The sequence below is a fragment of the Cupriavidus sp. PB-02 genome (assembly GCF_058252315.1).
Genome location: NZ_CM177694.1, coordinates 325,841 through 338,640, shown reverse-complemented (window position 1 = coordinate 338,640; position 12,800 = coordinate 325,841). Strand labels below are relative to the sequence as shown.

Here is a 12,800-nt window from a genome sequence, read left to right as displayed (position 1 = left end):
CGAATCGACGTATCTGAAACTGCTATTTTATTCCGGTTTACCGATTTTCTCTTGCAGCCAGCGTTCCACCGACGGGAACACGAACTTGCTGACGTCGCCGCCCAGCACCGCGATCTCGCGCACGAAGGTGCCGGAGATGAACTGGTACTGGTCGGACGGAGTCAGGAACATGGTTTCCACGTCGGGCAACAGGTAGCGGTTCATGCCCGCCATCTGGAACTCGTACTCGAAGTCGGACACCGCGCGCAGGCCGCGCACGATCACGCGCGCATTGTTCTTGCGCACAAAGTCCTTGAGCAGGCCGGAAAAACCCTCGACGCGCACATTGGGATAGTGCCCGAGCACTTCACGGGCGATGGCGATGCGCTCTTCGAGCGCAAAGAACGGGCGCTTGTTGGGGCTCTGCGCCACGCCGACCACCAGTTCGTCGAAGATATTCGACGCACGGCGGACCAGATCCTCGTGTCCCCGGGTCATTGGATCGAAGGTGCCGGGATAGACCGCGATGACCATACTTCCTCCTTGATCTGCCCGCTGCCGGCCGTATGTGGGCCGCCTCGTTCGCCGGCCGGACCGGCGCGGGTGCTGCGTCGCGAGCGTTGTGACAGCGGCGTAGTGTAACCCTAAATCCGCCACTTGGAAGGCCCCTGACGCTCCCTTTTGCTGCAGCGCACCGTCACCGGGCGCCCCGCTTCAGGGCATAGAGGGCCTTCGTGGAGCCTGATTGGAACCTCAGGCGGCGCCGTTGCCAGGGCTGCGGTGCAAGAGCAGGTGAAAATGCACCGCGCCGGCGCGCGCGTGCCGCACGATCTCAAGCGACGCAGGCACTGGCGCATCGGCACCGGTCAGCGCATGGTCGGTTTCCACATAGACCGCGCCGCCCGGACGCGACAGCCGCGCCGCATGTTCCAGCGCTGGGCCGATCCAGTCCTCGGCAAAGGGCGGGTCCAGGAAGATCACGTCGAAGCTGGCATCGGGCATCTGCGCGGCTACGGCAAAGGCATCGCCCTGCACCACGCGCACCGTGCCGGCGTCGAGCCGGTACTGGTTGTCGCGCAGCTGCTTGGCCACGCGCGCGTTGGACTCCACCAGCGTGACCGCGGCCGCGCCGCGCGACGCGGCCTCGAAGCCAAGTGCGCCCGAGCCTGCGAACAGGTCCAGGCATTCCATGCCGGTCAGGTCCTGGCCGAGCCAGTTGAAGAGCGTCTCGCGCACGCGGTCGGGCGTCGGGCGCAGGCCCTGGGCATCGGGTACGGGCAGCAAGGTGCGCTTCCAGCGTCCGCCAATGATGCGGACTTGAGATGGCGCCTGGCGGGGTGCCGGGCGCGGGGCCGGGGATGCAGTGGGCCGCCCGCCGGTGGCGGGGGTAGCGGTTCGCCCGCCAGGGGCGGGCGATGGCAATCGGGAGCGCGAATTCATCCCGTGATTGTAGAGCCTGCGGGCCGTTCTGCCGCACGCTCGGGTGTGCGGCGGCGCATCGACAAACCGGCCCGATGCGGCGTGGCCGTCACTGCTTGGCTGTGGTGGCTGGCGCGGTCACCGGGCCGCCGACGATCACCGTGGCCATGCCGTCCGGGCGCACATGGCGCTGGAACGCCGCCCTGACCTGCTCGCGCGTGACCTTGCCCACTTGCGCGGTCCAGGTATCCAGGTAGTCCAGCGGCAGCCCGTACCAGCCGATATTGGCCACGTTGGTCAGCAGCTTGCGGTTGTTGTCGATGCGCAGCGGGAAGCCGTTGATCAGATTGTCCTTGGCCGCGCGCAGCTCCTTCTCGGTCGGTCCCTCGGCAACAAAGCGCGCCAGCACCTGGCGCACCAGCGCCAGCGCCTCGTCGGTCTGTGCCTTCTTGGTCTGCAGGCTGATGCCGAACGGCCCGGGCTGCTTGGACGGCGCGAAATAGCTGTCGACGCCGTAGGTCAGGCCGCGCTTCTCCCGCACCTCGTCAGTCAGACGCGAACTGAAGCCGCCGCCGCCCAGCACGTAGTTACCCACCAGCAGCGCGAAATAATCGGGATCGCCGCGTGCGATCGAGGGCTGTCCGATGACCACGCTGGATTGCTGCGCCGGGTGTGGCACGCGCTGTTCGGTGGCGGGGATGTTCAGCTTGACTTGCGGCATCGCCGGCGCGGCAGTGCCCTGCGGCAGCCCGCGCGTAAGCAGTTCGGCGATGGCCTCGGCCTGCTTGCGATCGACGGCGCCAATCAGCGTGACCACCGCGCGCTGCGCGTTGTAGTTGTCGCGCCAGAACTTGACGATGTCGTCGCGCTTGATCGACGCCACGCTGTCCGGCGTCGCCGCCACGCCATAGGGATGGTCGGGGTACATGGCCTTGGCCAGTGCCTTGTCGGCAATCACGCCCGGCTTGGTGTCGGCTTCGCGGATGGCGGTGATCAGGCGCTGCTTCTCGCGGCCGACCACGGCGTCCGGGTAGGTCGGCGCCTTGATCAGCTGGGCCGCCAGCGCGACCGACTGGTCCAGTTCCGGCTGCGCCGTCAACGTGCGCAGGCCGATGCCGCCGCGGTCGCCGCCGGCCGCACCGCCAAAGGCGGCCCCGGTATCGGCAAAGCCGTCGGCGACCTGCGCTTCGTCGCGTGCCGGCTGGCCGTCCTGCGCGGCCGCACCCTTGTCGAGCAGCGCGGCGGTCAGCGTGGCCAGCCCTGCCTTGCCCGGCGGGTCATAGCGGCTGCCGGCGTCGAAGTCGATATTGATGTCGAGCATCGGGATCGACGGGCTGTGCACGAAGAAGACACGCGCGCCGGTGGAGGCGGTCCAGTGCTCGATCGGGATGGCGGCCTGCGCCAGTTGCGCGACCAGCAGCACGGCGGCGCCGAGCGCGGCGCCTGCCAGTTTGCGCAGCGCGCGCTGCGGGGTAGCAAATGCGGTGACGAATTGAGACATCGCCTTTCCTCAGTGGCGCAGGCCCGACGGGGCCTGGGTCTTGGGCTTGTTCGGGTCGATCGGCTGCGGCACCAGCGTGGCCACGGTCAGGTTGTCGTCGCTAAAGTACTTTGCTGCAACGGCCTGCACCTGGGCCGGCGTGACGGCCTTGATCTTGTCAAGCATGCGGTCGATCTGGCGCCAGGAGATATCGGAAATCTCGGAAACGCCGATCTCCATGCCCTGCCCGAACACCGAATCGCGCTTGTAGATCTGGCCGGCCACCACCTGCGCCTTGACGCGCTTGAGCTCTTCAGGCGAGACGCCCTCTTTCGCGATGCGCTGGATCTCGGCGCGCAGCGCACGCTCGATCTCGTCGGTGTTGTGGCCCGCGGCTGGCGTGCCGTCGAGCACGAACAGCGACTCGCCGCGGTTGATGCTGTCGTAACCGACATTGACGTCGTCGGCCAGGCGCTGCTCGCGCACCAGCTCGCGCGTCAGGCGCGCGTTGTCATAGCCGTTGAGAACGGCCGACAGCACCTCCAGCGCGTAGGGATCGACGTCCTTTTCGACATCGCGCAGGCGCGGCACCTTGTAGGCCATCACCATGTACTGGTTCTCGGCCGGTGCCTTGACCCAGATGCGCTTGATGCCCTTCTGCTCCGGCTCTTCCTGGTCCTTGCGCAGCGGCAGCGTGCGCGGCTTGAGCTTGCCATAGTAGCGCTCGGCCAGCGCGCGCACTTCCTCGGCCTTGACGTCGCCGGTGACGATCACCAGCGCGTTGTTGGGCACGTACCAGTGGCGGTACCAGTCCTTGACGTCGTCCACGCGCATATTGACCAGGTCGTCCATCCAGCCGATCACCGGGTGGCGGTAGCCGGCGGCGGTATAGACCGTGGCCAGCAGCTGCTCGTAGACGTTGCCGCGCGCGGAGTCGTCGGTGCGCAGGCGGCGTTCTTCCATCACCACCTTCATCTCGCGCTCGAACTCGTCCTTCCTGATGATGAGGTTGGCCATGCGATCGGCCTCCAGCTCCATCATCCTGGGCAGGTACTGCTTGCCGATCTGCTGGTAGTACATGGTGAAGTCGCGGTTGGTCATGGCGTTCTCGCGCCCGCCCAGTGCGGCGACCTGCTTGGAGAACTCCCCCACCCCGACCTTGGGCGTGCCCTTGAACATCATGTGCTCGAGCATATGCGCCACGCCCGTGGTGCCGCTCACCTCATCGATGCCGCCCACGCGGTACCAGATCTGGTGCGCCACCGTGGGCGCGCGGTGGTCTTCCTTGACGATCAGCCGCAGGCCGTTGGAGAGCCGGTACTCGGTGGTGCCCTGCGCGGTTGCGCCGGCCGGCGCGGTCTGCGTACCCGGCATCGGCGAGGCAACCACGCCCTGCGCCCCGGCCGGCATCGACCAGGGCAGCAACGCCAGCAGCAACGTGGGAATGACACGCCGCGCGAGACGCGCGGCGCGGGCGGGAAGCGATTGGAGTGGTGCGAAGGGCGGTTGTGAGAGGCGTTGAATGCGCGTTTGGGCGCCTTCGGCGCCCGCTGCGGTCAGGACAGCGCAATGGTTCATGCGACCCCGTCTGCTAGAATTTTGCCGATCGATCCATGTGTGCATGCGTGCGCCCACGGATCTGCCATGTAGCGAACTATACGCAATCGCCGGCCGGGACTACAACGGTTTCTCCCCTGCCACCGCGATGCCTGCGTAACTCCTTGATTATTAACCGGTCGCCTGCTGGCATGGCTGCCGCCAGGGTCTCGGCCCCGGTATTGACCCCATTCCCCAATGTTTAGTTTCTGGAAGAAGCGCAAGGCCGAGCCCGCGCCTGTCGAGGCCCCCGCCCCGGCACCCGCTCCGGCCGAGGCGCCTGCGCCCGCCCCAACCCCTGCGCCCGCGCCGGCGCCAATCCCTGCGCCGACACCCGTCCCCGTTCCGGTCCCGACGCCAGTCCCCGCGCAGGTGCCACCACCGGCCCCGGCCCCCGTGGCGGCTCCGATCCCCGCGCCAGCGCCCGCACCCATTCCGGTGCCGGTCCCGACGCCGGCCGAGGCGCTGGAACTGGTCCCACCGCCCGCGCCCACGGCCGAAGCCAGACAGGGCTGGATGCACCGCTTGCGCACGGGACTGTCCAAGACCAGCCGCAACATCGGCACGCTGTTCGTCGGCGTCAAGGTCGACGAGGCGCTGTTCGAGGAGCTGGAAACCGCGCTGCTGATGGCCGATGCCGGCGTTGAAGCCACCGAATACCTGCTGGGCGAGCTGCGCAAGCGGGTCAAGTCCGAGCGCATCGAGTCGGCCGAAGGCGTCAAGGCCGCGCTGCGCGACCTGCTGACGCAGCTGCTGCGCCCGCTGGAAAAGACCATGGCGCTGGGCCGCGAGCAACCGCTGGTGATGATGATCGCGGGTGTCAACGGTGCCGGCAAGACCACCAGCATCGGCAAGCTGTGCAAGCACTTCCAGCGCTACGACCAGAAGGTGCTGCTGGCCGCAGGCGACACCTTCCGCGCCGCCGCGCGCGAGCAGCTGACGATCTGGGGCGAGCGCAACAACGTCACCGTGGTGGCGCAGGAAAGCGGCGACCCGGCCGCGGTGATCTTCGACGCGGTCAACGCGGCCAAGGCGCGGGGCATCGACATCGTGATGGCCGACACCGCCGGCCGCCTGCCGACACAGCTGCACCTGATGGAAGAGCTGAAGAAGGTCAAGCGCGTGATCAGCAAGGCCATGCCGAGCGCGCCGCACGAGGTGTTGCTGGTGATCGACGCCAATACCGGCCAGAACGCCCTGCAGCAAACCCGCGCCTTCGACGACGCGCTGGGCCTGACCGGGCTGATCGTGACCAAGCTCGACGGTACTGCCAAGGGCGGCATCCTGGCGGCGATCGCGCGCCAGCGGCCGGTGCCGGTCTACTTCATCGGCGTGGGCGAGAAGGTGGAGGACCTGCAGCCGTTCAGGGCGGATGAGTTTGCCGAGGCGCTGCTGGGATAATCCCCGCGCACGCGCGGAAAGCAAAGCGCCCCGGCCAGTGCCGGGGCGCTTTGCATTGCAGTCCTGCGACGACTATTCCGCGTCAGGCTGCGACTTCGGCTCCGCCTTCTGGAACGCCGGCAGTTCCATGCAGGCCTCATAGATCTTCGCGATCGCCGGATAGCGGCTCACGTCGACATTGAAGCGCTGCGCGTTGAACACCTGCGGCACCAGGCAGATATCGGCCAGCGTCGGCGTGTCGCCAAAGCAGAAGCGCCCGGCCGTGCCGCCGCGCTCCAAATTGGCCTGCAGCGACTCGAAGCCCAGCTCGATCCAGTGGCGGTACCACCCGTCCTTGACCTCGTCGCTCGCGCCCACGGTGTGCTTCAGGTACTTCAGCACGCGCAGGTTGTTCAGCGGGTGGATCTCGCACGCGATCTCCTGCGCCAGGCCGCGCACGTAGGCACGGTCCAGCGCCGTGCCGGGCAGCAGCTTCGGCTCGGGATGGACTTCGTCCAGGTACTCGACAATCGCCATCGATTGCTGCAGCACGTGGTCGCCGTCGACCAGCGCCGGCACCAGGCCGTCCGGGTTCACCGCACGGAACTCCGGCTTGAGCTGCTGGCCCCCCTCCTTGAGCAGGTGCACCGGCACGTACTCATATGGCAGGCCCTTCAGCTCCAGCGCGATGCGCACGCGGAACGAGGCCGAGCTGCGGAAGTAGCTGTAAAGCTTCAGCATCGGATCAGACTACCTTGATGGTGAGATCGCCCACGCCGCCGACGTGGCATTGCATGACATCGCCCTTGACCACCGGGCCCACGCCCTCGGGCGTGCCGCTGTAGATCAGATCGCCCGGCTGCAGCTCGAACAGCCTGGACAGGTACGACACCATCTCCGGCACCGACCAGATCAGGTCGGACAGGTCGCCGCGCTGCTTCTCGACGCCATTGACTGTCAGCGTGACCTCGCCCTTCTCCGGATGGCCGATGGCCGAGACCGGCACGATCGGGCCGATCGGCGCGGACTGGTCGAAGGCCTTGCCGGTCTCCCAGGGGCGGCCCGTCTTCTTCGATTCGTTCTGCAGGTCGCGGCGGGTCATGTCCAGGCCCACGGCGTAGCCGAACACATGCTCGGCAGCCTTGTCCACCGGGATATCGCGGCCGCCCTTGCCGATGGCGACCACCATCTCCACCTCATAGTGGCAGTTGCCGGTGCCCGGCGGATACGGGAAGGTGCCTTCGGTGCCGTCGGCGACGTAGCTGACCGCGTCGGAGGGCTTGCAGAAGAAGAACGGCGGCTCGCGGTCGGGGTCCGAGCCCATTTCACGGGCATGGGCAGCGTAGTTGCGGCCGACGCAGTACACGCGCCGGACCGGGAAGCTAGCGTTGCTGCCACGCACCGGCACGCCAACGGGAGCCGGCGGGGCGAACACGAATTCGGTCATGCATCTCTCCAGATGTTTTCTGATCAGTACTGCGTCACGGGTTGCAGAGGGCAGCATTGCGGCGTCGCCAGCAGACGCGCCCGGCGCAGCAGGGCAACAGGATACACCGCGCGGGTTGGCCGCGTACAACGGCATACAATGAATCCAGGCATCCTCGCAGCCGAGCCGCACCGGCCTGGCGCAGCGTGACCCACTCTCACCCGGCGCGAATCTTGCATGGCGCACTGCAACAGAGCCTAGCCATGACCCGACGCCATCCGCCCCCCTCGCCCACGCCGAATGCCGCACCAGCCACCTCCACCGGAGGCCGGGTGCTGCGCATCCTTCTCGTGCGCGACCCGCTCGACGCCAATCCGCTGAATGTAGAGACTATTCGCAGCGGCCTGGTCAGCGCGGGCTTTGCCGAGATTCAGATCGTCGACGCCGACCTGCGCCTGCCTGACGTCATCACGGCCACCCAGCCGGACATGCTGATCATCGCCTCGGAATCCGCCGCACGCGACACCATCGAGCACGTCTGCGTGTCGACCCAGCACGCCCCGCGGCCGATCGTACTGTTCACCGACAACGACGACAGCCAGCGCATCAAGGCCGCGCTAACGGCCGGCATCACCGCCTATATCGTCGACGGCCTGCGTGCCGAGCGCGTCAAGACGGTGCTCGACGTGGCCTATGCCCGCTTCGAACTCGACCAGCAGCTGCGCGCCGAGCTCGACGCCACACGCCTCAAGCTGGCCGAGCGCAAGGTGGTCGAGCGCGCCAAGGGCCTGCTGATGCAGGCGCGCGGCATCACCGAGGACGAAGCCTATAAGCGCCTGCGCAGCATGGCGATGGAGCGTGGACTGAAGCTGGTGGATGCCGCACAGCGCGTGATCGACGTGATGGGCTGATTCGCCAGCCCGCAGTGCGCGGCCGCACGGGGCTGGTGCATTGCACGATCCTGGCGCCGCTGAAGCGGTGCCTTCCCTTCCCGCTGTCTCCCTCTCACTCCCCCTGATACGGCGGTGTCGATCACGCACGCACCGCGTTCGGACATTCCTCACCAAATCGCGTCCCGCAGCAACCTCGCCGCCACAATCACGCCCGCAAATGTTGCACTGCACAGGCTGGCACACGCCTTGCGTTATGCAGGTATCGGCCAACGGCGGCCGATCGACAATTTCGGCGGACACGGCCAACGCGGGCCGCGTCACGCCACGGACAACGGCGTCCCTGCGCCGCAACGGTCTTCTGGAGAAGCCGGCTGCGGAAGGGGACGCTTTTTTCTTTTTTTTTGGAGCCATGCAATGCCCTCTCGCCTCAGGATTACCAAGCCGCTGCACGCAGCCGTCCACGTTTCCGACGCTACTGCCGATGCAGTGCCGGCCAGCAGCGGCCGCCGCCGTGTGCTCGCCACCATTGCAGGCGCCAGCGTGATGACGCTGGTCGACCCGCTGGTGCGCGCCGGGGCGTGGGCAGCGGGCTCCGACGCACCGGAGAAGACCGATGTGCGCATCGGCTTTATCCCGCTGACCGACTGCGCCTCCGTGGTGATGGCGTCCACGCTCGGCATCGACAAGAAATACGGCATCAAGATCACGCCGACCAAGGAAGCCTCCTGGGCCGGCGTGCGCGACAAGCTGGTCAACGGCGAGCTCGATGCCGCGCACGTGCTGTATGGCCTGATCTACGGCGTGCAGCTCGGCATTGGCGGCCCCAAGAAAGACATGGCGGTGCTGATGAACCTGAACAACAACGGCCAGGCCATCACGCTGTCGTCCAAGCTGGCGGAAAAGGGCGTCAAGGACGGTGCCAGCCTGAAGGCGCTGATGATGAAGGAGAAGCGCGACTACACCTTCGCCCAGACCTTCCCCACCGGCACGCACGCGATGTGGCTGTACTACTGGCTGGCGGCCAACGGCATCAACCCGATGCAGGACGCCAAGGCCATCACCGTGCCGCCGCCGCAGATGGTGGCCAACATGCGCGTGGGCAACATGGACGGCTTCTGCGTGGGCGAGCCCTGGGGCGCGCGCGCCATCGCCGACAAGATCGGCTTCACCGCCGAGACCACGCAGGCGATCTGGAAGAACCACCCGGAGAAAACGCTCGGCACCACCGCGGACTTCGTGCAGAAGCACCCCAACACCGCGCGCGCCATGGTGGCCGCGATACTGGAGGCGTCCAAGTACATCGACGCGTCGGCCTCCAACCGCCGCAAGACCGCCGAGACCATCGCCGCCAAGTCCTACGTCAACACCGACATGGACATCATCCTGGACCGCATGCTTGGCCGCTACAACAACGGCCTGGGCAAGACCTGGGACGACCCCGACGCGATGAAGTTCTACCAGGACGGCAGCGCCAACTACCCGTATCTGTCCGACGGCATGTGGTTCCTGACCCAGCACAAGCGCTGGGGCCTGCTGAAGGAGCATCCGGACTACCTCGCGGTGGCGAAACAGGTGAACCGCATCGACGTCTACAAGCAGGCCGCCGCCGCGGCGCAGGTGCCGCTGCCCAAGAGCGACTTCCGCACTGCCAAGCTGATCGACGGCGTGGTCTGGGATGCCAAGGACCCGAAGGCCTACGCCGATGGCTTCAAGATCAAGGCCTGACGAAGTTCGGGCCGCCACTTCCCCACTGATCCGCAGTGCCCCTGACAAAAAGGAGCCAGACGTGAATGCCATCGCCCATACCGCGCCCAAAGGCGCAACCGCGGCCACTGCGGCCGATCCCGACATCAAGGAACGGGCCCGCCGGCGCGAGCAGGAACTCGCCGCGCAGGAACGGCGCGCGCAGCGCCGCGACGCGCTCGGCGCGCTGGTGCTGAAAACCGTGCCGCCGGTACTGGGCTTCGCCCTGTTCGTGCTGGCCTGGCATGGCATCGCCACGCTGATCCCGGCCATCCCCACGCCGGGTGCGACGTGGAACGCCGCAGTGCCGCTGTTTGCCGACCCGTTCTACCGCAACGGGCCCAATGACCAGGGCATCGGCTGGAACGTGCTGGCGTCGCTGGCGCGCGTGGCCGCAGGCTTCGGCCTCGCGGCGGTGATCGGCATCCCGGCCGGCTTCCTGATCGGGCGCTTCGCCTTTCTGAACGCGATGACCGCCCCGGTGATCAGCCTGCTGCGCCCGGTCTCACCGCTGGCGTGGCTGCCGATCGGGCTGCTCCTGTTCAAGGCTGCCAACCCGGCCGCGATCTGGGCGATCTTTATCTGCTCGATCTGGCCGATGGTGATCAACACCGCGGTCGGCGTCACGCGCGTGCCGCAGGACTACCTGAACGTGGCGCGCGTGCTGGATCTGTCGGAGTGGAAGGTCTTCACCCGCGTGCTGTTCCCGGCGGTGCTGCCGTACATGCTGACCGGCGTGCGGCTGTCGATCGGCACCGCGTGGCTGGTGATCGTCGCGGCCGAGATGCTGACCGGCGGCACCGGCATCGGCTTCTGGCTGTGGGACGAGTGGAACAACCTGAAGGTCGAGCACATCGTGATCGCGATCTTCGTGATCGGCATCATCGGGCTGCTGCTCGAGCACGCGCTGCTGGCGCTGGCCCGGCGCTTCAGCTACGGCACCAACTGATACGCGGGGAGAAACGCCATGGAAAAGTTCGTCAGCATCGAGAACGTCGGACAGACCTTCAAGACGCGCAAGGGGCCGTTCGTGGCACTGCGCGATATCAACCTGCATATCGCCGAGGGCGAGTTCATTACGCTGATCGGCCATTCCGGCTGCGGCAAGTCCACGCTGTTGAACCTGATCGCGGGCCTGGCCATGCCGACCACCGGCGCGCTGATCTGCGCCGGGCGCGAGATCGCCGGCCCGGGGCCGGAACGCGCGGTGGTATTCCAGAACCATTCGCTGCTACCGTGGCTGACATGCTTCGAGAACGTCTACCTGGGCGTGGAGCGCGTGTTCGCCGCCAGCGAAAGCAAGGCGCAACTGAAAGCGCGCACGCACGACACGCTGTCGCTGGTGGGCCTGACGCATGCCGAGAACAAGTACCCGCACGAGATCTCCGGCGGCATGAAGCAACGGGTGGGCATTGCCCGCGCGCTGGCGATGGCGCCCAAGGTGCTGCTGATGGACGAGCCCTTCGGCGCGCTCGATGCGCTCACCCGCGCGCACCTGCAGGACGAACTGATCAAGATCGTCGCGCGCACGCAGAGCACGGTGGTGATGGTGACCCACGATGTCGACGAGGCCGTGCTGCTGGCCGACCGCATCGTGATGACGACCAATGGCCCCGCCGCGACCATCGGTGAGATCCTGAAGGTGGACCTGCCGCGCCCGCGCGACCGCGTCGCGCTGGCCGACGACAAGAGCTACCACGCTTGCCGCACCGCGGTACTGGATTTCCTCTACCGCAAGCAGCGCAATCCGGCGCTGCGGGAGGCGGCCTAGGCTCGCCCGACCGCCGCACCCATCGGCGGCGATGGGCGCGGCGGCCCTGCTCCGCTATCATGAACCCAGAACAGACTCCTACCCCCCGCCGCCATGACCACGCCTGCCGCCACGCTTGCCGCACCCTTCCCTGCCGCCCGCTATATCAAGGAGATCGGCCGCGGCGTCAACGGCGCCCGCGCGCTGCCGCGCGAGGATGCCCAGGCCTTGTTCGACGCCATGCTGGCCGGGCGCGTATCCGACGTCGAACTCGGCGCCGTGCTGATGGCCTACCGCATCAAGGGCGAGGCGCCGCACGAACTCGCCGGCATGCTCGAGGCCGCCCATGCGCACTGCGAGCCGCTGCCCGGGCCGCCGGACCGGCAGGTGGTGGTGATCCCCAGCTACAACGGCGCGCGCAAGCAGCCCAACCTGGTGCCGCTGCTGGCGCTGCTGCTGGCGCATGAAGGCATCCCCGTGCTGGTGCATGGCTCGCGCGAGTTCAACGGCCGCGTGACCAGCATGACGCTGTTCGCGGCGCTGGGCGTTCCCCTGTGCGGCACCACGGCCGAGGCTTCGGCGCTGCTGCGCGATGGCACCGACCACGGGCCGCTGGCGGTGCTGCCGGTCGACGTGCTGTCGCCCGGCCTGTCGCAGCTGCTGGACCGGCGCACCGTGATCGGGCTGCGCAATTCCTCGCACACGGTCGCCAAGATGCTGCAACCGGTGGGCGAGCACTCCCCCGCCGAAGGGCTGCGGCTGTACAGCTATACGCACCCGGAATACCGCGAGACGCTGACCGACTACTTCTCGAACGAACCCGCCAACGTGCTGCTGGCACGCGGGACCGAAGGCGAAGTGGTGGCCGATGCGCGCCGCAACAGCCGCATCGACTGGCTGCATGAAGGGCACCAGCAGACGCTGGTCGATCCTGTCGGGGGCTCGCTGGCTGAAGTGCCGGAGCTGCCACCCGGCAGCGATGTCGATCAGACCGCGGCCTGGATCCGGCGCGTGCTGGATGGCGCCGTGCCGGTACCGGCGCCGATCGCCACGCAGATCGAGGCGATCCGGGAATGCCTGCGGCAGGGCACCCGGGTGACCTGGGCCAGCCCGGTCTGAGCCGGCCCCTTTCCT

The 12,800-nt window shown here is 67.5% G+C and carries 12 protein-coding genes; 6 read left to right on the top strand and 6 right to left on the bottom strand.

What is annotated here, in order from left to right:
• Nucleotides 1-27: 27 nt before the first annotated feature.
• The 4 genes from coaD to AC10V3_RS01670 form a co-directional block, all read right to left on the bottom strand.
• Complete coding sequence (coaD, locus tag AC10V3_RS01685; RefSeq protein ID WP_022533441.1) at nt 28-513, bottom strand: pantetheine-phosphate adenylyltransferase; 486 nt, start codon at nt 511-513, stop codon at nt 28-30.
• 219 nt (nt 514-732) lie between these two features.
• The gene (rsmD, locus tag AC10V3_RS01680) at nt 733-1,419 is read right to left on the bottom strand and encodes a 16S rRNA (guanine(966)-N(2))-methyltransferase RsmD (RefSeq protein WP_022533440.1); all 687 of its coding nucleotides are present in this window, start codon (nt 1,417-1,419) and stop codon (nt 733-735) included.
• A gap of 88 nt (nt 1,420-1,507) precedes the next feature.
• The gene (locus tag AC10V3_RS01675) at nt 1,508-2,899 is read right to left on the bottom strand and encodes a M16 family metallopeptidase (RefSeq protein WP_349605440.1); all 1,392 of its coding nucleotides are present in this window, start codon (nt 2,897-2,899) and stop codon (nt 1,508-1,510) included.
• 9 nt (nt 2,900-2,908) lie between these two features.
• Complete coding sequence (locus AC10V3_RS01670) at nt 2,909-4,456, bottom strand: M16 family metallopeptidase (protein ID WP_022533438.1); 1,548 nt, start codon at nt 4,454-4,456, stop codon at nt 2,909-2,911.
• 216 nt (nt 4,457-4,672) lie between these two features.
• Here AC10V3_RS01670 and ftsY point away from each other — a divergent pair, with 216 nt between their 5' ends.
• Nucleotides 4,673-5,875 (top strand): signal recognition particle-docking protein FtsY, encoded by a 1,203-nt coding sequence (ftsY, locus tag AC10V3_RS01665; protein WP_349605439.1) that lies wholly within the window; start codon nt 4,673-4,675, stop codon nt 5,873-5,875.
• A gap of 72 nt (nt 5,876-5,947) precedes the next feature.
• On the opposite strand, the gene maiA is transcribed toward ftsY, so the two are convergent.
• Both maiA and AC10V3_RS01655 read right to left on the bottom strand, forming a co-directional pair.
• A complete protein-coding gene (maiA, locus tag AC10V3_RS01660) occupies nt 5,948-6,595 on the bottom strand; it encodes a maleylacetoacetate isomerase (RefSeq protein WP_022533436.1) in 648 nt (215 codons plus the stop codon).
• A 4-nt stretch (nt 6,596-6,599) separates the two neighbouring features.
• Nucleotides 6,600-7,301 (bottom strand): fumarylacetoacetate hydrolase family protein, encoded by a 702-nt coding sequence (locus AC10V3_RS01655; protein ID WP_022533435.1) that lies wholly within the window; start codon nt 7,299-7,301, stop codon nt 6,600-6,602.
• A gap of 242 nt (nt 7,302-7,543) precedes the next feature.
• Here AC10V3_RS01655 and AC10V3_RS01650 point away from each other — a divergent pair, with 242 nt between their 5' ends.
• From AC10V3_RS01650 to ybiB, 5 genes are all read left to right on the top strand, one after another.
• A complete protein-coding gene (locus tag AC10V3_RS01650) occupies nt 7,544-8,191 on the top strand; it encodes an ANTAR domain-containing response regulator (RefSeq protein ID WP_349605437.1) in 648 nt (215 codons plus the stop codon).
• Nucleotides 8,192-8,587: 396 nt separating this feature from the next.
• On the top strand, nt 8,588-9,898 hold the full coding sequence (locus tag AC10V3_RS01645) for a CmpA/NrtA family ABC transporter substrate-binding protein (protein WP_022533433.1): 1,311 nt from the start codon (nt 8,588-8,590) through the stop codon (nt 9,896-9,898).
• Nucleotides 9,899-9,959: 61 nt separating this feature from the next.
• Nucleotides 9,960-10,865, top strand: coding sequence for a nitrate ABC transporter permease (gene ntrB / locus AC10V3_RS01640; protein ID WP_022533432.1), 906 nt, complete (start codon nt 9,960-9,962; stop codon nt 10,863-10,865).
• An 18-nt stretch (nt 10,866-10,883) separates the two neighbouring features.
• Nucleotides 10,884-11,687 carry an ABC transporter ATP-binding protein gene (locus AC10V3_RS01635; protein WP_490922997.1) on the top strand — a complete coding sequence of 268 codons (804 nt, stop codon included), beginning with the start codon at nt 10,884-10,886 and terminating at the stop codon, nt 11,685-11,687.
• Nucleotides 11,688-11,780: 93 nt separating this feature from the next.
• Nucleotides 11,781-12,785, top strand: a complete 1,005-nt coding sequence (gene ybiB, locus AC10V3_RS01630; RefSeq protein ID WP_022533430.1) for a DNA-binding protein YbiB — start codon at nt 11,781-11,783, stop codon at nt 12,783-12,785.
• Nucleotides 12,786-12,800 lie beyond the last annotated feature (15 nt).